This is a genomic window from Budvicia aquatica DSM 5075 = ATCC 35567 (assembly GCF_000427805.1).
GTDB classification, from domain to species: Bacteria; Pseudomonadota; Gammaproteobacteria; order Enterobacterales; family Enterobacteriaceae; genus Budvicia; species Budvicia aquatica.
Window position 1 is genome coordinate 44,485 of the sequence record NZ_ATYS01000024.1, and the last position, 23,565, is coordinate 68,049.

23 protein-coding genes are annotated in these 23,565 nt (G+C 42.6%); 17 read left to right on the forward strand and 6 right to left on the reverse strand.

Annotated features, from left to right (window positions below; all coding sequences use genetic code 11):
* Window positions 1-17: 17 nt before the first annotated feature.
* The 10 genes from bglB to YWE_RS0111050 all read left to right on the forward strand — a co-directional run bounded on the left by bglB (window position 18) and on the right by YWE_RS0111050 (window position 10,413).
* Entirely contained in the window at window positions 18-1,157 is a 1,140-nt protein-coding gene (gene bglB / locus YWE_RS0111005) for a beta-galactosidase BglB (RefSeq protein WP_029094575.1), read from the forward strand.
* Between the two features lie 48 nt (window positions 1,158-1,205).
* Complete coding sequence (locus YWE_RS0111010; protein WP_029094576.1) at window positions 1,206-2,498, forward strand: glycoside hydrolase family 28 protein; 1,293 nt, start codon at window positions 1,206-1,208, stop codon at window positions 2,496-2,498.
* Window positions 2,499-2,792: 294 nt separating this feature from the next.
* On the forward strand, window positions 2,793-3,476 hold the full coding sequence (locus YWE_RS0111015) for an oligogalacturonate-specific porin KdgM family protein (RefSeq protein WP_029094577.1): 684 nt from the start codon (window positions 2,793-2,795) through the stop codon (window positions 3,474-3,476).
* 239 nt (window positions 3,477-3,715) lie between these two features.
* Window positions 3,716-4,477 (forward strand): 2-dehydro-3-deoxy-D-gluconate 5-dehydrogenase KduD, encoded by a 762-nt coding sequence (gene kduD / locus YWE_RS0111020; RefSeq protein ID WP_029094578.1) that lies wholly within the window; start codon window positions 3,716-3,718, stop codon window positions 4,475-4,477.
* Window positions 4,478-4,534: 57 nt separating this feature from the next.
* Entirely contained in the window at window positions 4,535-5,173 is a 639-nt protein-coding gene (locus tag YWE_RS0111025; protein WP_029094579.1) for an RpiB/LacA/LacB family sugar-phosphate isomerase, read from the forward strand.
* A gap of 240 nt (window positions 5,174-5,413) precedes the next feature.
* Window positions 5,414-5,848, forward strand: a complete 435-nt coding sequence (locus YWE_RS0111030; protein ID WP_029094580.1) for a GNAT family N-acetyltransferase — start codon at window positions 5,414-5,416, stop codon at window positions 5,846-5,848.
* 17 nt (window positions 5,849-5,865) lie between these two features.
* On the forward strand, window positions 5,866-6,441 hold the full coding sequence (locus YWE_RS0111035) for a transglycosylase domain-containing protein (protein WP_029094581.1): 576 nt from the start codon (window positions 5,866-5,868) through the stop codon (window positions 6,439-6,441).
* 229 nt (window positions 6,442-6,670) lie between these two features.
* Window positions 6,671-6,901 (forward strand): hypothetical protein, encoded by a 231-nt coding sequence (locus tag YWE_RS0111040; protein ID WP_029094582.1) that lies wholly within the window; start codon window positions 6,671-6,673, stop codon window positions 6,899-6,901.
* A gap of 94 nt (window positions 6,902-6,995) precedes the next feature.
* Window positions 6,996-8,294 (forward strand): HlyD family secretion protein, encoded by a 1,299-nt coding sequence (locus YWE_RS0111045; protein WP_036015780.1) that lies wholly within the window; start codon window positions 6,996-6,998, stop codon window positions 8,292-8,294.
* Window positions 8,287-10,413 (forward strand): peptidase domain-containing ABC transporter, encoded by a 2,127-nt coding sequence (locus YWE_RS0111050; protein ID WP_029094584.1) that lies wholly within the window; start codon window positions 8,287-8,289, stop codon window positions 10,411-10,413. The genes YWE_RS0111045 and YWE_RS0111050 overlap by 8 nt, the downstream gene beginning before the upstream one ends.
* Window positions 10,414-10,606: 193 nt before the next feature.
* Here YWE_RS0111050 and YWE_RS0111055 read toward each other — a convergent pair whose 3' ends face one another.
* Complete coding sequence (locus YWE_RS0111055) at window positions 10,607-11,962, reverse strand: hypothetical protein (protein WP_029094585.1); 1,356 nt, start codon at window positions 11,960-11,962, stop codon at window positions 10,607-10,609.
* 499 nt (window positions 11,963-12,461) lie between these two features.
* On the opposite strand from YWE_RS0111055, the gene YWE_RS0111060 reads away from it, so the two are divergent.
* From YWE_RS0111060 to YWE_RS0111085, 6 genes are all read left to right on the forward strand, one after another.
* Window positions 12,462-12,860, forward strand: coding sequence for an immunity 22 family protein (locus YWE_RS0111060; protein WP_029094586.1), 399 nt, complete (start codon window positions 12,462-12,464; stop codon window positions 12,858-12,860).
* Between the two features lie 244 nt (window positions 12,861-13,104).
* On the forward strand, window positions 13,105-14,079 hold the full coding sequence (locus YWE_RS0111065; RefSeq protein ID WP_029094587.1) for a hypothetical protein: 975 nt from the start codon (window positions 13,105-13,107) through the stop codon (window positions 14,077-14,079).
* Between the two features lie 142 nt (window positions 14,080-14,221).
* Window positions 14,222-14,374, forward strand: coding sequence for a hypothetical protein (locus tag YWE_RS30410; RefSeq protein ID WP_154661409.1), 153 nt, complete (start codon window positions 14,222-14,224; stop codon window positions 14,372-14,374).
* Window positions 14,371-14,865, forward strand: coding sequence for a CPCC family cysteine-rich protein (locus YWE_RS0111075; RefSeq protein ID WP_029094588.1), 495 nt, complete (start codon window positions 14,371-14,373; stop codon window positions 14,863-14,865). Before YWE_RS30410 ends, YWE_RS0111075 begins: the two co-directional genes overlap by 4 nt.
* Window positions 14,866-14,893: 28 nt before the next feature.
* Entirely contained in the window at window positions 14,894-15,115 is a 222-nt protein-coding gene (locus YWE_RS0111080) for an AHH domain-containing protein (RefSeq protein ID WP_029094589.1), read from the forward strand.
* A 53-nt stretch (window positions 15,116-15,168) separates the two neighbouring features.
* Window positions 15,169-15,780, forward strand: a complete 612-nt coding sequence (locus YWE_RS0111085; RefSeq protein WP_029094590.1) for a hypothetical protein — start codon at window positions 15,169-15,171, stop codon at window positions 15,778-15,780.
* A gap of 332 nt (window positions 15,781-16,112) precedes the next feature.
* Here the strand turns inward: YWE_RS0111085 and YWE_RS0111090 are convergent, their stop codons facing one another.
* From YWE_RS0111090 to potA, 5 genes are all read right to left on the reverse strand, one after another.
* On the reverse strand, window positions 16,113-17,354 hold the full coding sequence (locus tag YWE_RS0111090; RefSeq protein ID WP_029094591.1) for a Zn-dependent hydrolase: 1,242 nt from the start codon (window positions 17,352-17,354) through the stop codon (window positions 16,113-16,115).
* Window positions 17,355-17,922: 568 nt separating this feature from the next.
* Window positions 17,923-18,963 carry a spermidine/putrescine ABC transporter substrate-binding protein PotD gene (gene potD, locus YWE_RS0111095; protein WP_029094592.1) on the reverse strand — a complete coding sequence of 347 codons (1,041 nt, stop codon included), beginning with the start codon at window positions 18,961-18,963 and terminating at the stop codon, window positions 17,923-17,925.
* 129 nt (window positions 18,964-19,092) lie between these two features.
* Window positions 19,093-19,869: a spermidine/putrescine ABC transporter permease PotC gene (gene potC, locus YWE_RS0111100; protein WP_029094593.1), complete on the reverse strand. Its 777-nt coding sequence runs from the start codon at window positions 19,867-19,869 to the stop codon at window positions 19,093-19,095.
* Window positions 19,866-20,738, reverse strand: coding sequence for a spermidine/putrescine ABC transporter permease PotB (gene potB / locus YWE_RS0111105; protein ID WP_029094594.1), 873 nt, complete (start codon window positions 20,736-20,738; stop codon window positions 19,866-19,868). The genes potC and potB overlap by 4 nt, the downstream gene beginning before the upstream one ends.
* The gene (potA, locus tag YWE_RS0111110) at window positions 20,725-21,837 is read right to left on the reverse strand and encodes a spermidine/putrescine ABC transporter ATP-binding protein PotA (RefSeq protein WP_029094595.1); all 1,113 of its coding nucleotides are present in this window, start codon (window positions 21,835-21,837) and stop codon (window positions 20,725-20,727) included. Before potA ends, potB begins: the two co-directional genes overlap by 14 nt.
* A 391-nt stretch (window positions 21,838-22,228) precedes the next feature.
* Between potA and pepT the strand changes: the two genes are divergently transcribed.
* Entirely contained in the window at window positions 22,229-23,470 is a 1,242-nt protein-coding gene (gene pepT / locus YWE_RS0111115) for a peptidase T (RefSeq protein ID WP_029094596.1), read from the forward strand.
* Window positions 23,471-23,565: the final 95 nt, after the last annotated feature.

Below are 23,565 nucleotides of genomic sequence, written 5' to 3' on the forward strand. Positions count from 1 at the left end.
GTCAAAAGGAGATAGTTATGTTGGTATACCCTGTAAAACACAGTTTGCTACTGCGTCAACCGGAGCGTGTCATTAGCCATCAGAAGCTGAATCAGCTGATTAATAGTCTGGTGGATAATTTAATCAATATTACCGATGAAACCGGTGAGTTTTTGCTGCGCCTTGACGATGGACGGGTCATTGATACCAAAGGTTGGGCTGGCTGGGAGTGGACACACGGCATCGGCCTATATGGCATTCACCAATATTATCGCCAGACTGGTGATACCAAAATGTGCGCTATCGTTGATGATTGGTTTGCCGCTCGTTTTATGGAGGGGACGCCGACCAAGAATGTTAATACAGCCTGCCCGTTTCTGACTTTAGCTTATCGTTATGAAGAGACCGGTGATGCGCGTTGGCTACCTTATTTGGAACGCTGGGCACAATGGCTAATGTATGAAATGCCGCGCACTGATCGCGGTGGTATGCAACACGTTACGCTGGCAGAAGAAAACCATCAACAACTGTGGGATGACACGTTGATGATGAGTGTGCTTCCGTTGGCTAAAATCGGTAAGTTGCTTAATCGTCCTGAGTATGTGGAGGAAGCCAAGTATCAGTTTTTGGTTCATATCCAACACCTTATGGAACGTGAAAGCGGTCTGTGGTTCCACGGCTGGACCTTCGAAGGCAAGCACAACTTTGCCAAGGCCCGTTGGGCTAGAGGCAACAGCTGGCTGACTATTGTGATCCCGGAATTTCTTGAACTGCTGGATTTACCTGAATACGACGCGACCCGTCGCTTTTTAGTCCAAGTCTTAGAGTGTCAAGTGGAAGCTCTGGCACAGTGCCAACACGATAGTGGATTGTGGCACACCCTATTAGATGATCCTGAATCGTACCTAGAATCTTCAGCTTCTGCTGGTTTTGCTTTTGGTATTTTGAAGGCCGTGCGCAAACGCTATATCGACGTTAAGTACCTGGCGGTGGCGGAAAAAGCGCTATCGGGCGTTGTGCAGCAAATCAATGCAGAGGGGGAGTTAATGAACGTTTCGTTCGGTACTGCGATGGGCAAAAATTTGGACTATTATCGCCAGGTTCCGCTCACGTCGATGCCTTATGGACAGGCCATGGCAATTCTATGCATGGTTGAATACCTGCACGTCTATCTATAACGCCTGAGTGATATCGGTATGACGACCACCGCCTGATGAGGAGAACCTATGGAAAAGCTGAACATTGTCGACTTTGGTGCTGATGCAGCAGGTCAGCGGTTATCTACCGTGGCGATTCAAACTGCCATTGATAGCGCCAAACCCGGAGATACGATAGTTGTCCCTCCGGGCCGTTATCTGACGGGAGCGTTATTTTTGAAAAGCCACCTTACCTTAGAACTGCAAATTGGCTCTGTGTTACTGGGCAGCCGTGTACTGACAGATTATCCCATAGGGAAAACCCGGGTGGCAGGGATAGATATGGACTGGCCTGCGGGCGTGATTAATATTTTGCATTGTCGGGAAGTTTGTATTTGCGGCGGCGGTATTATTGATGGTCAAGGGGCGGTTTGGTGGCATAAGTTCTGGGGTGACGACCGGCAGAGTGGCATGCTGGCGCAATATAGCCAGCGCGGCCTGCGTTGGGTGGTTGACTATGATTGTCAGCGACCGCGTAACGTGGTGGTCTATCGCAGTGAACAGATTGAGCTAAGCGGTTTTACTTCCCGTGAGTCAGGCTTTTGGAATATTCACCTTTGTTACTCTCAGCAACTGCACTTACATCATTTACAGGTGGAAAACTCCGGTGGACCAAGCACCGACGGCATTGACATTGACTCTTCACAGCAGGTGGTGGTCGAGCACTGTCGGGTTTTCTGCAATGATGACAATATTTGCGTTAAATCAGGCCGCGGTGCGCAGGCACAGCGTATCGGCGCCACTGCTAAAGATATCGTCATCCGCGAATGTGAGCTATTACGCGGTTCTGGTATTACTTTAGGCAGTGAAACGTCCGGCGGCATTGAACAGGTTACCGTTGAAAACATCAGGTTTAACGGAACGGGCGTGGGTTTTCGCATCAAGTCGGCGCGCAACCGGGGCGGATTTATCCGTAACATCCGCGTGAGCAGGCTGTATATGACCGACGTTCATTATCCGTTTATGCTGCTGCTTAACTGGTTTCCTGCATACAGCTACGGCTCAGTCATTACCGATGAATCGATACCCGCACATTGGCAAACACTGGCTCAGGGCGTAGACGGGGAGGCAGGACTCACGCGGGTGGAAGGCATTACTATTTCACAGGTGCGTAGCGTGCTTTCTTGCAGTGAGGCGTTTAGCCGGGCATTTTTTATTGAGGGCAACGCTGAAAGCCCCATAGATAACCTGCATTTTAACGATATAACGTTAACTGCTCAGGAGTTTGGCAAGATTGCCGGTGTGCGCAACCTACGGTTGGATAACCTGCAGGTTAGTGCCCGCCAGCCAACCTGTTCGAAAAATGATGTCTATGAGCGTTAGGGGTAAACCGATGGCGGTGACGATAGGATTCTATCGATATATCAGCCTCTCTGTAAGCTGAATTATTCTGAATATATTTAGAGAGAGATAGACAATTAAATAATAGCTGAAAAGGGGCTAGCCTGTTCATTAACAGGAAGGGCACCGTATTGCTGAAATAACCTGAGCGGTTGTTGTTATTCAATGTATTAACACCATGCTCAAAATTGAAAGTGACTGTTAACTAAAGCGTATTTATTCCTACAAAAAACAATATTTATTATTTCAATGAATTTAATTGCTAAGGGATTATTAATGAAAAATACCACTTTGTTTTTATTAACGCCGTTATTAGTTCTAGCTCCATTAACCTCAAATGCGGTGTATGTTGATGTGCGTCATGAGTATCTTGATGATAGTAAAGCAAATTACGATCGTGCTTATATATCTCATCGCTTTGCCAGTGGCTTCGGATTTGCAATCGAAGCGATTTCTAAATCAGGCGGGAATGATACCAATAAAGCGTTCAATGATTTAGAAACTCAGGGAAATGAGTATACGGCTAACTATCAGTTTAATCTTGGCAGCTTTGCGGTTCAGCCAGGAGTTGTACTTGAGACAGGTAGTGGCTATTCGGTGTATAAACCCTATCTACGAACAACTTATACCATTAATGACTCTTGGTGGTTATCCGGGCGATATCGTTTTGAATATATACGTCGTTCCTCAGATGAGCGTAGTGATGACACCATTAATAGGGTGGATCTTTGGGCCGGGTACAAAATAAATAATTTTGAATTTATTACAGAGGGTGTTTATAAAGTCGCTGATAAGTACGACTTATATAATAATAAAAAAAGTAACTATGAATATAATTTCAGAACTTCATATACCGTTGACTCTTGGACGCCTTTCGTAGAGATAGGTAATGTTGCAGTAAGAAGTGATAGCAACGATAGACAGAACCGATTTCGTATTGGTATTGGATATACTTTCTAATTTATTTAACTAATTCAATAGTGATATTTTTGCTCTATTTAAATGATATAAAATTTCATTTTATATTAAGTGTAGTGTGATTTAGCGATGGATATTAGCTAATACGGACAAAAATACTCATTGGCACTTATATGACGTCTCGAAAACCGAAGTGGCTAAAGCCATTTTTACTGGCAGGGGATTGCTGTTATCCCCTATTTATCCGGGCTATAAACGTCCGGGGTCTTAAGGAAGATATTATGATTCTCGATAATTTTTCATTACAGGGTAAAGTTGCCATTGTGACCGGTTGTGATACAGGTTTGGGGCAAGGTATGGCTATCGGTCTGGCTCAGGCTGGGTGTGATATTGTTGCTATTAACGTTGTTGAGCCAACGGAAACGGCTGCAATCATCACTCAGTTAGGTCGTCGCTTTTTGAGTCTGAAAGCTGACCTAAGTCAACAAGAGATACTTCCTTCTTTATTGGAGCAAGCCGTCGCAGAATTTGGCCATATCGATATTCTGGTGAATAACGCCGGTATTATCCGTCGTCAGGACGCACTGGAATTCAGTGAAAAAGACTGGGATGACGTAATGAATCTGAATATTAAAACGGTATTCTTTATGTCTCAGGTTGTTGCCCGCCAGTTCATTAAACAAGGTACCGGCGGCAAGATCGTGAATATTGCCTCAATGCTTTCTTACCAAGGGGGGATCAGGGTGCCTTCTTATACGGCATCAAAAAGTGCAGTTATGGGAGTAACTCGGCTGCTGGCTAATGAGTGGGCTAAATATGGTATTAATGTGAATGCTCTTGCCCCTGGATATATGGCGACAAACAATACCCAACAGTTACGTGCCGATCCTGAACGTAATGATGCGATTTTAGAACGTATTCCTGCTGGACGCTGGGGATTACCGCAAGATCTTATGGGGCCGGTAGTATTTCTGTCGTCATCAGCATCAGATTATGTCAATGGCTATACCATCGCGGTTGACGGTGGCTGGTTGGCTCGCTAATTAATAAAAAATTGATTTGATTTATACCCGTCAGACTTTAAATTTCTAGGAGATAACATGAATATTGCACTAATGATGGAAAACAGCCAAGCTGCCAAAAATACGATAGTTGTTGAGCAACTTCAGGCGGTTGCCACGGTTAATCATGATACTGTTTTTAACGTTGGCATGAGCGATGAACAGGACCATCATTTGACCTACATTCATCTGGGAATTATGGCCAGCATTCTGTTGAATGCTAAAGCGGTTGATTTTGTGGTGACAGGATGTGGAACAGGGCAGGGAGCATTGATGTCGTTGAATATCCATCCGGGAGTTGTCTGTGGCTATTGCCTTGAGCCTGCCGATGCGTTTTTGTTTGCGCAAATTAATAATGGCAATGCACTATCGCTGGCTTTTGCCAAAGGATTTGGTTGGGGCGCTGAGCTTAACCTTCGCTATATGTTTGAAAAAGCCTTTACTGGCCGTAAGGGCGAAGGCTATCCGGCAGATCGCAAAGAGCCTCAGGTTCGTAACGCTGGTATTTTGAATCAAGTGAAAAAAGCGGTGATTAAAGATAACTATCTGGATACGTTAAAGGCGATCGATTCAGAATTAGTAAAAACTGCGGTCAGCGGTGCTCGTTTTCAGCAGTGCTTATTCGAGCAGGGGAAAGATCGAGAAATTATTGCCTATGTTAAGAGTCTGTTGAGTTAGTCGTCCTTAACGTATTTATTTTTTGTTGCAGGTGGCCAAAATCAGGCCGCCTCTATTTATCTGATTCTGCGATCTCCCCAAGATACTGACCTTAATCAAACAGTAATAGCCCTTTTCACATAAGTGACTAATACGTCACCGAGCGTTATGATTTCCTAATCAAGATGATTGGGTTTTAGCCGAGAGACTGCCGATGATAATATGGCGGATAATTTCCTTTTAGCTAACAGACTTTATGCGATGACGATATATTCAATAGAACCCGGCGACTATGCCCATCTGACAAATCTGTGGGAGCGTTCAGCCAGAGCGACGCATGATTTTTTATCAGAAGATGATATTCAGTTCTTCCGCCCGCTAATCCTGAATGAATACCTGCCGATGGTGAAATTGTTTTGCACCCAAAACCCGCAGGGCGTGATTAACGGGTTTATCGGCCTGTCTGACAATAAAGTTGAGATGCTGTTTATTGAGCCTGATTATCGCGGCCAAGGTTTAGGTAAAGCGTTACTGAGCTATGCGGTTGAACATTGTCAGGCAACCGAGGTTGATGTGAATGAGCAAAACCCGCAGGCGGTCGATTTTTATTTAAAATTTGGGTTCAAGGTAATAGGGCGTTCTGAGCTAGATGGCATGGGCAAACCCTATCCGTTACTGCATCTGAGTTTAAATTAACGCATTAAGGCAAAGGAATGTCATTGATAAAACGTTTGTTGATATGGTTGGTGAAGCTGACTATTGGTTTTTGTCTGATTGTTTTAATCGGTTTTGTCAGCTATTACTTTGTTGAAATATCACCACACCGAGATGGTATTAATGCTTCTGGGCAAAAATACGCTGGGAGTGACGCACACCAACGGCTAATGCGCGACATTGTTCGTCAGGATAATGCAGAATCATCAGGCAGAACTTACTATGCTGTGCGGACGCTGTCGTTTAAATATCTTGATGGTCAGCGATTAGCCAACCTGCGTCGGCATGTGCGGGAAATACTGTGGTTTTGGTGGCTAAATATTTTATATACCGACGATGAAATCGTGTCTATTTGGCTGAATGAGGTCTATTTCGGCAGTACTGAGGCTCAACAGCCGATTTATGGTATTGAACATGCCGGGCTAGCGTATTTTGGTGTTCCATCACCTGCTTTAAATTGTGAGCAACTAGTGAAGCTGGTGGTTATCACCCGATCGCCGTCGATGTATAAGGTGTCCCCAGAAAGGTTTAATACCCGAATAGAAAAAATATTACCGATTTGCAATGGTCAATAAGCATAAGGTTTAGTATCTGATTATTACAATAACCGCCGGGGATGATAAGATTTTTTATGACCGGACTAAGAATTAAAAATAGAGATTACGGTAATATATAGTCGCTAAGATAGCGTGTGAAATTAATCAGAATATAATCATAAACGGAGAGGAAACGCCTTAAGTGTTTCTTCTCCGTTTGTTTTTTCAGCTGGTATAAAATTATTTCTGATAAATAAGGATATATATTATGCGTGATTTAAGTCACAACGAAATCGAAATGGTATCAGGCTCAGGTTCACTGTCTAATCTGGGTAAGGCATTAAGTAATGCGACTCCGGCTACTGATACGCCGGTGAACGACTTCACACAGCAGTTCGAAGATATGTTGAAAGCTATTGGTGATGCATTTGTGAAAATAGGTAATATTCTTAACTATTACACTAATTTATTCCCGCTGCCGGGCAGTTCTAATAAATAAACGATAAGTTCATGGCTTCATTACTTGTGGTGAAGCCTTTGTTTAATTATTGACTTAATAATAAATATTTATATTCGGGATATCATGTTTACTCATGGCTAATGTACCGGCTCGCCTTTTCCGCCAAGAGGTGATTGAGCATAATAAAAATGTCTGGCTGGGGAAAATAACTCTGATTAGCCGTATTCCGGCCCGACTAGTGGCTTTTATATCACTTTCCCTGTTAGTGGTTCTGCTACTTTTTTTGATTTTTGGCAGTTTTATTCGGCGAGTTAACGTTAGCGGTGAGGCGATTATTTACCCTCATCCGGTTGAAGTATTTACCGCATATCCGGGGATTGTTGAGAAGCGCTTTATTGAAGTCGGCAGTCAGGTGAAAAAGGGGCAAAAGCTCTACCAGATAGATATGTCCAGAGTGACTCATTCCGGCAATATTAGCCTTAAAAACGTAGAGGCGATTAATAAGCAGATTGCTAAAAATGATGAGGTCATTAAGACGCTGACTGAGAGTAAACAAGAGACCATCAATAACTTAAACCAGCAGCTTGATTACTACCAAAAGGCCCATCAACAGTCGCGTTCAGTACTGGCTGACTCGTTGTCTGCCACCGGTGAGATGAAAAGAACGCTGTCAGAATATAAGCAGTACATTAAGGCGGGTCTGATTACTAAAGATCAGCTAAATAATCAGCGCTATATGTATCAGCAGCAACAGAGCGTATATAACAGTTTATATTCACAAAACACCAGTAATTCACTGCAAATCATCAATATACAAAGTGAAATTGCGATTAAATCTGCCGAGTTCGATAATCAAATTTCCCAGAGTGAATCTCAGCGTGAGAGCCTGCGGCGGGAGTATTCTGACGCGGAAGCCAAAGACAGCTTTTTTATCACTTCACCGATGGATGGAAAGATTGAGAGTGTAGTTGTCACTGAAGGCCAGATGGTCAATGCCGGTGACACTATGGTTCAAATTTCACGGGAAGATAGTCAGGCGCTTTATTTAGTGTTCTGGCTACCCAATGATGCGGTACCTTTTGTCAGCCGCGGCGAGCAGGTAAATATTCGCTATGATGCCTTTCCGTTCGAGAAGTTTGGTCAGTTTCCCGCAGATATTATCTCAGTTTCTTCGATTCCGGCCTCGATGAATGAGCTCAGTCACTATAAAAACAGCCCGATTAACAGTGACCGTACCCATATCGCCTCCTATTACAAAACTATCGTTAAGCTGGACCGCAAAAGCCTCTCTTATGCCGGACACGAACTGAATATTTCCAGCGGTATGAAGGCCCAGGCCACCTTTTTTCTGGAGAGAAGGCCGCTCTATCAGTGGATGCTATCTCCGTTATATAAAATGAATAAAAGTATTGTAGGACCGCTAAGTGAATAGGCAACAATCAGTATCGCTGGTTAATCGTTTGAATTTAGGATTCCGCCGCCGGTTACCGCAGATTTTGCAGTCAGAAGCCTCAGAATGCGGGCTGGCCTGCTTAGCTATGATTGCCGGTTATTATCATTTTAACGTCGATATGGTGAGCCTGAGGCACCAATACCGGCTCTCTTCTCAGGGCAGTAATTTAAAGCAATTGGTGGACGTGGCTTTATCAATGAACTTTAAGTCCAGAGCGGTGGGGCTGGAGCTCAGCGAACTGAAACAGTTGAAGACTCCCTGTATATTGCATTGGGATCTGTGCCACTTTGTGGTGCTGGTTTCAGTGGGGCGTAATGGGATCACCATACAGGACCCTGCATTGGGGCGGCGAAAGCTCAGTTTTAAAAGCGCATCGAACCATTTTACCGGCGTGGCGATGGAGATATGGCCGGCAGCCAACTTTGAGCCGAAGGAGGTACGTCAGCGTTTAAAACTCTCTTCGTTGCTAAGTAATATGGCCGGCTTTAAGCCATTTCTACTGAAAATATTTTCGCTATCGCTGGTGATTGAAGCCATCAACTTGCTGCTTCCGGTCGGAACTCAACTGGTGATGGACCACGTGATTATCGCTAAAGATTATGATCTCTTAACGCTGATTTCGCTGGGGCTGCTGTTTTTCATCCTATTCAGAACGCTGGTGAGCATGTTCAGGGCTTGGATTACGTTAGCGATTAACTCGATGATCAATATTCAGTGGTGTAATCAGCTGTTTGAGCATCTTATTCGCCTGCCGCTGGACTACTTTGAAAAACGAAAACAGGGTGATATTCAGTCCAGATTCTTCTCACTGGATATGCTGCGTAATGTATTTACCACCAGTATTGTTAATACGGTGATTGACAGCATTATGATTCTCGGCCTGTTGATTATGATGTGGCTGTACGGTGGCTGGTTGATTTGGGTGGTGGTCGGGTTTATGGCTATCTATGTGGTGATGCGGTTAGCCACTTATCGGCTATATCGTCAGATATCCGAAGAGCAAATAATTAATGATGCTAAGGTGACCTCTCATTTTATGGAGAGTCTGTACGGCATGGGGACCATTAAAGCGCTTAATCTGGCGCGTATTCGCTCTGCCCATTGGCTGAATTTGAAAGTTAATGCGATTAACAGCGGCATTCGTATTACTAAGTTCGATATGCTGTTTGGCGGGGCCAGTAGCCTAATTTCCACCGTTGATCAGGTATTGATTCTGTGGCTGGGAGCCGGCCTGGTGATTGACGGCACCTTATCATTAGGGATGTTTGTCGCCTTTAATGCTTACCGCGGGGAGTTTTCTTCCCGTACCGTCAGTCTGGTCAATACCTTACTTCAGCTAAGAATGTTGACGCTACACAGTGAAAGGGTGGCGGATATTGCATTAACTAAAACTGAGCTCTACAGCCCAACGGTGAACTTGTTTGCGCAATGTGACAATGTTTCACTAAGTGCCAGAGCTATTTGTTTTCAATACGATCAGTTTTCTAAGCCTATTTTTAACGGTTTAGATATTGATATTTCAGCCGGTGAAAGTGTGGCATTAGTCGGGGCATCCGGTGCAGGAAAAACCACTTTAATGAAAATTCTCTCCGGCCTGACCGTACCCGACAGCGGCAGCATTTTTGCTAACGATTTGGATATTCATAAAGCGGGGATTGATAACTATCGCCGCTATATTGCCTGCGTACTGCAGGATGACAAACTGTTTGCCGGCACTATCGAAGATAATATCGCAGGCTTTGATAGTGAAACTGACCGTGACTACGTTATTCACTGCGCTGAGCTGAGTCATATTCACCATGAGATTATGGCAATGCCGATGGGGTATCAAACGCTGTTGGGTGAGTTGGGCGGGAGCGTTTCTGGCGGCCAACGCCAGCGCTTGCTGATCGCAAGAGCGCTTTACCGGCGACCGAAGATATTATTTTTAGATGAGGCAACCAGTCATTTGGATATTGATAATGAAGCGAAGATTAATCAGGCAATTTCTGCGCTGAATATTACCCGCGTCATTATCGCCCATCGCCCGTCGACCATTGCATCGGCGGATAGGGTTATTCAGATTGGGGATAAGGGTATTGATGGAGAACTGTGGTGAATTAGGTTTAGGGTACACTCCGATGATGTGTCATTGGCCTTGAAAACCGTGGCGCGATAGTCCGCCATTTGGCTCGTCGTGACGTACGTTTCTGGCACTAAAATTCTGTACTATGGAGCCATCTCCCCTTATATGGGAGAGTTGACTCAACATAAGTGTGGCTGGGTTTAAGCTGAGAAGAGGGGCCATCGCATCACGACCGTAATTTTGTCACCTGCCGAAATGGATTCTCACCTTTTTTGACGATGGAGAAAAATGTATCGATGGATAAATCACCTTCTTCATTACCTTCTTTATCTTCATCAAAAACAAGCGGTAAAAGCAATTCCGCCGAATAAATTAAGCCATCGATTTCTATATTGTTTATATCGAGACAAAAAGCCTCAATATAAATCGATTCCCCTTTATCAGATTTACTCGGCATAGAATGATCGTTATTGATAAAGTATGGGCAACTGACCTTGCCTTTAATTACCAAAGTTCCGTCATTGTACTGGCCATAAATGCCGTACTTTATATGAGCGTTGCCGGAAACTTCAATATGGCAGTTGTGGGTATATAAATAATCGCAGATAAGATCTTTTTCTACCTGAATCGAAATATCGCAGGTGATATCGCCATCCACCTCAAGATTCCCTGCAACAATAATTCCCATAAAGTCATTTTTCCACCTCATGTTTTCAAGCTGTCTGCCCAGCCATGCTTCGTCAAGGTTTCCTTTTATATGCAGGTTTCCCTTGAATAGTAATAAGGAGTCATCATCATCTCCGTAGAAGCACGCTTGTTTCCCGCGGGTTATTCCCAAGGGAGTTATTTCTTTTTCGGGCACATTTGCTATAAATTCTCTGACGTCCGTTTTTTGCTCAGAAATAGTATTTTTAATGACTGCAGTAATGCGCGCGGCTTTTTGTAGAATTTCTTTTTTTTCGACGGAAAAACATGTTTCATCTAGCAGCTTTTCTTTCCATTGCCGATATGCTTTGCTTTTTTGTATGTCGCTAAAGTCGTCATGGCCGGGATATTTTCTCAGACATGAATCTACTATGCTGAACGATTCTTCTTCACGCCTGAGTTTAAGCAGAAGGTGAGCTTTTAACGCAAACATATAGATATAGAGGTCGCTTTCTGAGTATTCACAGCCAAGAGAAATGGTTTCAAGTGCTTTTTCTAGTTCGCTTTTGTCTACTAGTTGTTGGTATGAGTACCAAGCTAAGGCATATGATGCATTACGAATTACTTCTTCATAAAACGATTTCATTTCTGCGCAATGCGTACTCGTACCTTTCGCTAACTCAAGGCACGTCTGGGCATATGGCAGCGTTTCTTTCACTTCTTGGAGCTCTGGTCCCCCATATACTTTGTTATAAAGGTCAGAACCATATATCAACACCATCTGATAATTAGCGTATAGAAACGCGTATTCTTCGTCTTTTTTGAGCGAGTATGCCTTGATTGCTTTTTTATAGCGCTCCAATGCTTTTCTCGACGAAGTACCGCTTCTTTCCTGTAACTTAATGCCTTCCTGAACATATTCCGTTGTTGTCTTCACTTTTGTTTACCTTCCTTGAAACAGTGTATTACATATTCAGATATGGCTTTTATACTCGCACAGGTTGAACCATATCAGAGTAAATTTTTACCTTTATTTGTTGTTTTCGCATCATTCAAGGAAAAATAACTCTGTGTTGGGTTTTTGCCGTGATGATTGTAGAACACTTCAATATAATCAAATATTGAATACATCATTTTAGTTCCAGTAACAGATACTTGTATCTGCATGAGTTCTATTTTTAGCGGTAAAAATCCGCAAGTGTTGTAGCACTGCGGGGACCGATAAGACTGACACAAAGGCAGGGTATAGATATGCAGAGAAAAAGGTATTGGCTGGGCGAGAGAGTTAGGAATTATGGCGATAGATGGCAACTAATTTTTAGAAGTCTTTTCCAGCCGCCAAATATCCATGTTGATTTCTAGTCATAAATATATACTGAAGAAAGAGGAATGGTGTTGAATTTGTTCGCGAACTCAAGTGTAAGCAGGGATTAATTATGGCAAGTAATAAACAGTGTTTCCTAGTAAATATATGGATTGGAATAGCGGATGAAAATTTTGGTAACTATATAGATCAAGATAGATACGGCGATGAGTGTGCTTTTTGTCAGGATATTGGGCAAAGATATGATGTGGACACCTTCTCTGTATACGTTGCAGAAAATTTAGTTGATTTAGACGACTTGATTGTTGAGATACCGTTTAGCGAGTCATATGAAGATGTTCTGATTGGCAAATGTAATGAAATCGGGCTAACAAAGGCCAATGCCTATATATCAATATTAAATGAAAAACTTGAGATCGCGGATAAAACAAAGGATTTCTCAGGGCTGCGTTTTATTGGCACCTTTTATTACTATTTGCCGGATGAATGGTCTAAAAATGGTGTCATTTAAATGAGTCTGTTTAATATCCCTCAGTTGGCTTCACCAACCCTCCTGTTGAGACTTAAACTCGGGTCATGTTGGTGAGGCTAGGTTTAAAGGCGGAGTCCTTTCAAAAGAGAACGAAAAGTGTGCAGAGGTATAGGAAGAGATTTATCGGATAAATTTGATAAAACTATATTGAAGATGGAAACTCAAACTAGAATAAAAGTGGCAAGTGGAGTTCACCTAAGCTACGTCCAAGAGGAAAATAAGCATGATGCTTTCAGCGGTATATAACTATAAATTCAATTTATACTTTAATGAACGAATCTCGCCTTTGCATAATAATGATTTGACTTATTCTTATCCAGAAATCGGTAAGAATCGAAGGGTAATATCAATCATTTCACCGGAAGAACCTATAACGTTAGTTAGATGGTATGACATAGTTACAGATTTCGCCATTTCAAAAGGTAAAACGGATATACTTGATGAACGTGATTATTACAATGTAGTTAGGCTCCTCTCTCTTATGTTTAATCTATTTGATGTTAATAAAGAACCTAACTATGAGAGGAAAAGTTTATTTTTACATTACTATCAGTATCAAGTCTCTCATATAAAAAATAGGGGTTCTAGCGATAGGCTATTTTTTCTTAAAAAAATGATGTTTGAATTTGGGTTGAGCGATGAAATTTACGACCTATTGACTATAGTGAGTAATGATATATGTTATAAAACAAATTCCGGTAAAATCATAGGTCTGATGACCTTAATTGATAATGTGTTTGATAATATCGAAAGTAAAGAATTATGGGCATCAACTTTATTGGTTAAGATAAAGTTAATTCAAAAGAAAGTAATACGTTTTATATTGGGCGTGGACGACGTTTTTGAATTTAAATATGATGATTTCAATAAGAATTATATTTATAGTGATTTTTTTAAAGAAAGATATTATGCAGATAAAAAAGAATTATTTGATGTGATAGTGGCGTGCGTTAATAAATATCAATCATCTACTGAAAATCTTATTTCTAATATGATAATAATGAACTACTCTTATTATATTCTGAAAGAATGCCCTGAGGAAATATTGTTATTGAAAGATTTTTGCAAGAAAAAACCTGGTGTTTTTTTAGATGTGATAAACAAAATACTAGACATCAAGTTTTTTGTTTGGAAGGAAACCTTCAAGGATGTTGGAATAAACTATTATTTACATAGAGTAAAAAGTGATTTTAATTGAATAGCATATATAATATGCCGTTATTATTTAGCTAGTTAGTTCCTTAGGGTAATCGGTTTCTGTACTTTTGGCGCAGTGCCAGATGTTTACTGACAAACATTGACTCTAAATTTATTCAGATAAAACCATCATGGAAGGGACTATGGGTAATTTCGTTATTAAGCATGATAAAAGTACAGGTGAGGTATTTATAGGTCATGCAGGTAAAAGAGAAATAAGAACATACTATAAAGATGATGGAAGTGATGCTGATGGATTTAGAGCTGTAATGGATGGGGCTGGAGAATTAAGATGAAAGTAGAATTTACACATGCTGAGGTGGTTCTTTTTTTAAAAATGTACTCTTTATTTAAAGAGACACTAGATGATCGAGTTCAAATGCTACTGGCCACAGGAGACATTGAGGACGAGTTAGCTGATGAGGCTAAAAAACAAAAATATAATGAAGTAATACTTGAAAACATAAATCTTTCCGTTTTAATTAGAAATTTACACTTGGAACAACTTGTCAAAAGTATAACGGGAAATGATATTAGCATTATAGATCATAGTGATGATTCTATTAGCGGCACAGCTTGCGAAGCTTGTGATTATATTGTTTTTGAGAGTGAAGAGGACGCATTTTATGAGATATGTCCAGTTTGTGGTTGGCAGAATGATGGTTCAAAAGGGAGTAATAAATATAGCAGTGCAAATTGCATGACGATATCAGAATATAAAGATAGTGAGTCTTTTAAGAAAAACATCGCAGATAAAATTCAGATCTATAAGAAATTGACTATTTGATTCTAACGGTAATCTCCCCGAAAAACTGATGGATGATTTGAAAATTGACATTAATGATAAAAGAAACGGTATTTGGCTGCCGAATACTAAAAGTGATAGGATAACCGATGAATTAACTACGGCCCATAAAGGTAATTGTGTCCATGGTAAAGCATATAAACAATATACTTATGACAAGTTGATAAATTCAAAAATTGACAAAGAGTTCTTCAATGCTCTGAAAAATATAAAAACAGAATTGTCTCATTGAAAAATATTCCTGTTGGAAAATGGAAAATGCCAGTTTAATTTTGGAGGTGAAATATGGATAAGATAATAGATGAAATGAATAAAAATATTCATAAGCTCAAGAGCGATTTGAAAGAACATGCAGTTTTAGAAAATAAAATAGCATTAAGTATTTTTGGTGATAAAGTTATTTCTTGGTCTAAATTAAGAGCTTATAATCTAATTCCATTTTATAGTGAGTTAACTGGTTATAAAACGGATGAAATGTTAACAAAAGAGCCAAAGAATAAAAATAATTCATATTGTTATTTTGGGCAGTCAGAGATAGATAAAATTACGAGTTATAATTCTAGAGGCGTGATTGAAGCTGAAGAGTATATTATAAGTTCTGGTAATCATAAAGTCGGCATAGTGAAGGATTTTAGAGGTGACTTTAGAGTTTTGACTCAGCTATTTTTTGATAGCAATGGTCGCTATTTAGAGTGTTATTCTGTAACTGATGATGATGAGTACTTTGGATATTATTATATTTATAATGATAACAACGTATCAGAGATCATATCTGTAGCAAGTAATGGTTTAAAACCATATGTTAAGCTTTATCTAGAGTATATGGATGATGGCAATTTAAGTCGAATATATTTTAAAAATGACACGAAATTAGTTGATGTTTATAGTAGTAACTAAGAATGTAATAAATGATATTTTAATTGTTTATTTATTATGGGGGTTCTATTTGAAACTCCCGTTTTTTATGAACGCATCTCTGTTAAACTTTAGTTGCCTTACACAAAGAATTAGCAATTCATTAGTTGGCTAAATTGAAGAAATATTTTTCAATGTTAGGCATAATTTTAATTATTAATCAATTAAATATCATCCCATTAAAAAACGGGTCCAGCCCTTAGGCGAAGTGTAAATTTGTGAGCTAAAACCTAGATCCCCACTTTCGTGGGGATGACGATATAGTCGGTTTATATGATGTAGAAATGCTTAACTGGCTGGCGTTACGCCTTACATTAAGCGTCCGCTAATTCCCCCAGCGCCTGCTGAAGAATCTCCGCCGCCAGAATCACGTCTTCAAACTCACTGTACTCATCCGGATGGTGGCTGACGCCGTCTTTAGACGGAATAAATAGCATACCGGCCGGGAAGTCCTGAGCCATATACATGGTATCGTGGCCTGCGCCGCTCATCATGGTGGTGAACGGCACGCCTTTATCCTGACAGATGCGCTCTAAGCGGTGAACAATATCGCTGGTCATCAGAACCGGCATATCGTTAGCCAGCTCAGCCACGTTAATTACCACGTCCTGAACGGCTTTAGCGTGCTCAACGGAGGCAAAGAACTTAGCTACAACACGGTCAACGCTGGCTTTGTCTACGCCGCGGATATCAACATAGAATGTGACATCACCGGGAATAACGTTGATGGCATTAGGGGTGACGTCTAAGCGACCAACGGTACCTACGGTTCCGTAAGCAGATTCATAACCCGCGGCACTGTTAATATCGGTAATAATACCGGCGCTGGCGACTAATGCATCGTGGCGCTGGCACATCGGCGTGGCACCGGAATGGTCAGCATGGCCATGAACTTCAACTTTATAACGGCAAGGTGCTGCAATACCGTTAACTACGCCAATACGCTTTTGCTGGTGCTCAAGAACCTTACCTTGCTCAATATGGATTTCCATAAAGCCGTCAAAATAGTTAGCCGGCAGGCGACATTCATCAAGCTTGGCGCTCTGATAGCCGCAATTATCTAATACCTGTTGGATATTATTGCCTTCGCTGTCGAAGTTTTTAGCCCATTTAGCCAAGTCAGCCTGACCCGCCATGACCTTACTGGCCATACAGGCAAAGCCAAAACGGCTTGATTCTTCAGCACGGAAGATAACCAGCTCAAGAGAGCGTTTAAGCTGCTGAGGTTTAAACTGGGAGATAGCATACAGTCCGGCAACTACGCCAATGACGCCATCAAAGGCACCGCCCTGTGGAACTGAGTCAATATGTGAACCGGTACCGATAGCCGGCAACTCAGGATTTTTACCCGGTAGGCGGGCGAAAACGTTCCCCATCATATCCTGACGAACCTGCAGCCCCATCGACTGCATCTTTTCGATCATCATCTTATGGGCTTGTTCATCCTCTTTGGAATAGGCTAAACGAGTAATACCCGGCGTTGAATCATTCACGCTGAAGGCGGTGATTTGTTCAAAAAGATCAAGTGCCGATTGTTTTGTTAATGCTTGAACCATTCCAGTTATCCTCTGTTCATCCGCTTGGCTGGATGTAATTTAGTAAGTACTTAAGGCCGTCCACATAAGGTTATATACCTGTAATACTTCAAGCCGCATCGTTGTTAGCTTCACCCGCTTATCCGAATCACTTACCTGAGTAAGCTCATCGAGACTTGCTCCCTTGTCGCCTCGATGTGGCTCGAATTATTTTAGTTATATCAGGAAAAACTAAAATCAGAAACCCACGCATGTGAAACACGGTAATATACCCAAAATAATTCGAGTTGCTTGTAGGCGACAAGTTCAGAAGTCGCTAGGAGCATAGCTGGCTATGTGACTGGGGCGAGTGGACGCAGTCAACACCCAAGCAACTTGAAGCATGACGGGGATAGCGTTACATGCTAGATAATCATTTAAAGGGAGACAAGGGCAGGGTGGTTAATTTGCAATGGGACTTGATATATATCATGTGTTGCATTGGCGAAGCTAATTACCTGTGAACCTGTGGTAAATAAAATATAAACAAAAAGGGAAAACTAAACGTAGTTTTCCCTTTTAATTGAATGATTACTACCAGAGCACGGTTTTAACCGCCGGCTTTTAGGTTCTGGAATAGTGTCTCATACAATAAACCGGCTTCACCCACTGAACCCTGCCAGTGGCCCTTCATAATGGTTTCTTCATCCGGGTAGAGTGATTTATCTTCAGTTAATGATTTCGGTAATAGCTTGCGCGCTTCAATATTTGGCGTTGGATAACCGATTTCATTAGCAATTCTGGCCGCAACTTCAGGGCGTAACAGGTAATCGATCAGCTTTAGTGCGCCTTCAACGTTTTTAGCATTAGACGGAATCGCCATGCTGTCCATCCACAATACGGCACCTTCTTTCGGCCAAATATATTGCAGAGGAACACCTTCTTGGCGGGCCATATAGGCTGAACCGTTCCACAGCATACCGATATCGATATCCCCTTCAATATACGGGTTTGCCGGCGCATCGGAGTTAAAGACCACCACGTTCGGCATCAGCTTACGCATCTCTTCGTAAGCTTCCTGAATCTCTTTGGGGTTAGTGGTATTGATCGAATAACCCAGCTTAGCTAAGGCAATCGGGAATACTTCACGGGCATCGTCCAGAATCAAAATACGGTCTCTGAAACGTTCATCCCATAGGTCAGCCCAACTGGTCACAGTTTTAGGATCGATCACGTCAGTATTCACCGCAATACCGGTTGCTCCCCAAGTATAGGGAATTGACCATTCGTTGGTCGGGTCAAACTCTTTGGATTGCAGCGACGGATCGATATTTTTAAAGTTTTTAAGCTTGCTGGTATCAATCTTCTGAATCATGCCCTCATCACGCATACGCGCAACAAAATAGGCAGAAGGGACCACTAAATCGTAAGCGCCTTCTTTGTAAGTTTTCAACTTGGTGTACATGGTGTCAATCGACTCAAAAGAGGAGTTGATCACCTTAATACCGGTCTCTTTGGTAAAGTCATCCATCAGACCAGGCGGAACATATTCCGACCAGTTATAAAAATAGACCACGTCTTTATCCGCGTGGGCCATACCGGCAGAGAGCAACATGGCTCCGGCGGCGAGCAGGTGAGACCACTTTTTCATTCAGGGTATCTCCTTAAAAGGGAGCAGAAAGAGAGTGATACCGGGGTTATGCCCTTATTACTTGAAGTTGCAGCGTTGCTGGCGGCAACTCCAACTACTTTGAGTATAAAACCCCGGCAGTCATTTTATTTACTTAGCTGTACGATCGCGTAGTACTAACTGGCTGGCGAGCACCAGAACCAGAGAGAACACCAACATAATAGTTGCCAGCGCATTCACTTCAGGAGACATGCCGACCTTCACCATTGAGTAAATCTTCAGTGGTAAAATTTCGTACGATGGTCCGGTCACAAATGAAGAAACCACCACGTCATCCATCGACAGAGTGAAGCTCAATAACCAACCTGCTACCACCGCCGGCATGGCAATAGGCAGGATGATTTTGCGCAAAATCGTAAACTCAGTAGCACCAAGATCCCGTGCTGCTTCCAGCATTCTGACGTCAAATCCTTTCAGGCGTGAATAAACGGTAATCACCACAAAAGGCAGACAGAATGTGATATGGGCGAGCATCAGAGACCAAAATCCCAATGACAGGCCCAACAGCATATACAGCGCAAGCAGCGAAATTGCCATAACGATATCCGGAGACATCATAACCACAAACAGCATGCCGCTGACGAAGTGCTTACCGCGGAACTGATAGCGATATAATGCAACAGCGGTCAGAGAACCAATAACGGTGGCAAAGGTGGCTGAAAATGCAGCAATAACCACCGAGTGACCGGCCGCCTGTAACAAGCTGTCGTTATTAAGCAATATCTTATACCACTGGGTGGTAAAGCTACTCCACGTCACGCCGTATTTAGCGGAGTTAAAGGAGTTAACGACCAATATTAAGATCGGAATATATAAAAAGGCATAAACGGCAGTCATAAAGCCGCCACGGAACAGGCGTCCTATCATTCCAGCTCATCCTTCCGGTTAAGTAACTTACTGACGCGATAATAAAAATACAGCAAGAAGCCCATGATAATGGTCAGACAGATGCTGGTTGCAGCACCGAAAGGCCAGTCACGTAATCTTAGGAACTGATTTTTAATAATATTACCGACTAATAAGTTTTTAGCGCCGCCCAGCAGGTCTGCAATGTAGAACATCCCCATTGCCGGAAGCAGAACTAATAAACAGCCGGCAATAATGCCCGGCATGGTTAACGGAATAATCACCCGAGTGAAGGTCTGGAACTTTCTGGCGCCAAGGTCTCTGGCCGCTTCGATATAAGTCTTATCCAGCTTTTCAATGCTGGAATAGAGCGGCAGTACCATAAATGGCAGCAGAATATAGACCAGACCAATAATGACGGCCTGTTGGGAATACATAATCCGCAGCGGTTCATCAATTAAACCAATGCCTAACAGAATCTGATTTAGTACCCCTTTGGTACTGATAAATATTTTCAGTCCATAGGTACGAATCAGGGAGTTAGTCCAAAATGGAATAATCAGCAAAAACAGCATAATAGGCTGAGTACGCTTAGGCATACTGGCAATGCAGTAGGCAAACGGATAACCGATAATCAGGCAGAAGAAGGTTGCGATCAGCGCCATGTTCAGCGAGTGCAACATCACTTGTGCATACATCGGATCGAATAACCGGGCGTAGTTATCCAGGCTAAATACCAGCGAGATTAAGTTGGCATCGTCACGGGTAAGGAAGCTGGTGCCAATAATCATCAGGTTTGGTACAAAAACAAACAGTACCAACCATGAAACTATGACCGTAATGGCAAACTTCTGAAACAGCTTACGCTGCGACGGTTTATATGCCTTCATCTGCCAGTACCACCTCCCAGCGTTCAGACCAGGTCACGGCAACTTTGTGATCCAATGAGTGGTCAACATCAGGGTCATCTTCATTGAAGAATTCGCTGATCATCACCATCTTGCCGTTTTCTAATTCGACAACTGAATCTAACATCATGCCTTTATAGTTGTGCTCACGAATGTAGCCAACCAGACCGTCTACGTCCTGACCTTCTTTAACGGCAACAACGGTTAAATCTTCAGGACGAAGTAATACTTTGACTTTGTCGCCCGGACTAACATCCAGCTCGGTCAAAATGCCGCATTCGCGACCTTCAACGTTGGCCAGAACGCGTTTTTCATCCAGACGATTGATAACGGTTGCTTCAAACACGTTAATTTCGCCAATAAAGCGGGCAACAAACATGTTCTTCGGCTCTTCATAAATCTCGCGCGGCGTACCGTCTTGTTCAATGCGACCATTACGCATTACCACAATTCGGTCCGACATGGTCAGCGCTTCTTCCTGATCGTGGGTAACGAACACGAAGGTAATGCCTAACTGACGTTGCAGAGACTGAAGTTCACTTTGCATCTGTTTACGTAGCTTATAGTCCAGTGCTGAGAGTGATTCATCCAGCAGCAGAACCTTAGGCTTATTAACAACGGCACGGGCAATGGCAATCCGCTGCTGTTGACCACCTGAAAGCTGATGAGGTTTGCGTTGGGCAAAAGCGTCCAACTGTACCATTTTCAGCGCTTCCATTACGCGAGGCGTAATCTGGTCGGCAGGGGTTTTTTGCATCCGCAGGCCAAAGGCCACGTTGTCAAAAATATTCATATGAGGAAATAACGCATAGCTCTGGAACACCGTATTCACATGGCGTTGTTCAGCAGGCTGATGAGTGATGTCCTGATTGGTAAGCAATATCTGACCTTCATCGACGGTTTCGAGACCGGCAATTAATCGAAGAACAGTTGTTTTACCGCAGCCGGAAGGGCCTAAGATTGTTAGAAACTCGCCATCATTAATGGTTAAATTAAATTGGCTTATGATGTCACGGCCGTCAAACGCTTTACTAACGTTTTTAAGCTCGACAACGGGTAAACGTGAGGAGTTATCAGTCATTTAATTTCGCTACTCTATCCCGTAATATAAGGCAGATAGAACCACCACTGGAAAAGACTGCAAGAATAAACATAAGTGTAGCGCAATTATTTTTACGCGCCTTTTGCTTATTCGAAACCAGTGGCCCCATTCAGTTTTTAAGAGCGCGGATAATAGACCCTGACGCTGATAAATGAAAGCCTATTTAACCGTTTATAGACTATTTTTTTACCAATAATAAAATTTAGGGTTAACAACAGGTTGCTGAAAAGAAAATCTTAAGGATGGTATGTGATCTTTTTGAACATCATTTCCTTTAAATATCATGTAAAAGCGATTTAAAACTGACTTGACGCAATATTTAATATAGCGCTATCCGCATAATGAAGGCTGATTATTTGAGGGGATGAGAATGGATAAATTACTGGATCGCTTTTTTCATTATGTGTCTTTTGACACCCAATCGAGAGCTAACGCTCGTCAGGTGCCTAGTACCGAAGGGCAAATGGCGCTGGCAAAGGCATTAGAGCGTGAGCTTAAAGGAATGGGCTTAGAGGACATTGTGTTGAGCGATACTGGTTGTTTAATGGCGACATTACCATCGAATGTCGACTGGCCGGTTCCAACCGTTGGATTCCTCGCTCATATGGACACTTCCCCGGATATGTCGGGAAAAGGGGTTAAGCCACAGATCGTCGATAACTATCGCGGGGGAGACATTGCGTTAGGTATTGGTGACGAAGTGCTTTCTCCGGTGATGTTTCCGGTATTGCACCAGCTCCATGGTCAGACATTAATAACCACCGACGGTAAAACGTTGCTAGGGGCTGATGATAAAGCAGGGGTTGCTGAAATATTAACCGCGATCTCCCGCCTTAAAGCCTGCAATAAACCCCATGGCAATATCCGCATTGCGTTTACGCCGGATGAAGAAGTCGGTAAAGGCATGAAAAACTTCGACGTCCAGCAATTTGGCGCTCAATGGGCTTATACGGTTGACGGTGGTGGCGTCGGTGAGCTTGAGTGTGAAAACTTCAATGCTGCGTTGGCAACGGTGAAGATAGTGGGCAATGCGGTACATACCGGCAGGGCTAAAGGCGTGATGATCAGCGCATTAACCTTGGCTGCCCGTTTCCAGCAAGCATTGCCGGTGTTGGAATCACCGGAACATACCGATGGTTACGAAGGGTTTTATCACCTCAATTCCATGCGCGGCAGCGTTGATTACGCTGAGATGACCTATTTTATTCGTGATTTTGAACGTGACGGATTTGAAAAGCGCAAGCGTACCATTATTGAGGCTGCAAAACAGGTGGGTGAAGGGTTGCACCGTGACTGCCATATTGAAGTGAACATTAAAGATATGTACTACAACATGCGCGATCAGGTGGCTAAATATCCTCACGTTATTGATATTGCCAAGCAGGCAATGGTCGATAATCAGATTGACCCGCAGGTAATACCCATTCGCGGAGGGACTGACGGCGCTATCTTGTCTCATATGGGATTGCCTTGTCCTAATCTGTTTACCGGCGGCTATAACCCTCACAGCAAGCATGAATTTGTCACGGTAGAAGGGATGGAAAAAGCCGTATCGGTGATTGTGCGCATTGCGGAATTAACTGCCGAACGGGCAAAAAATTATTCAGCCTGATCCATGACTCAGTAGCCATCAAGGATTAGTGACGATGTCACTAATCCTTGATGGCTTTTTACTAAAACTGTGAAGCGGTATACAGCCAAAAGTGT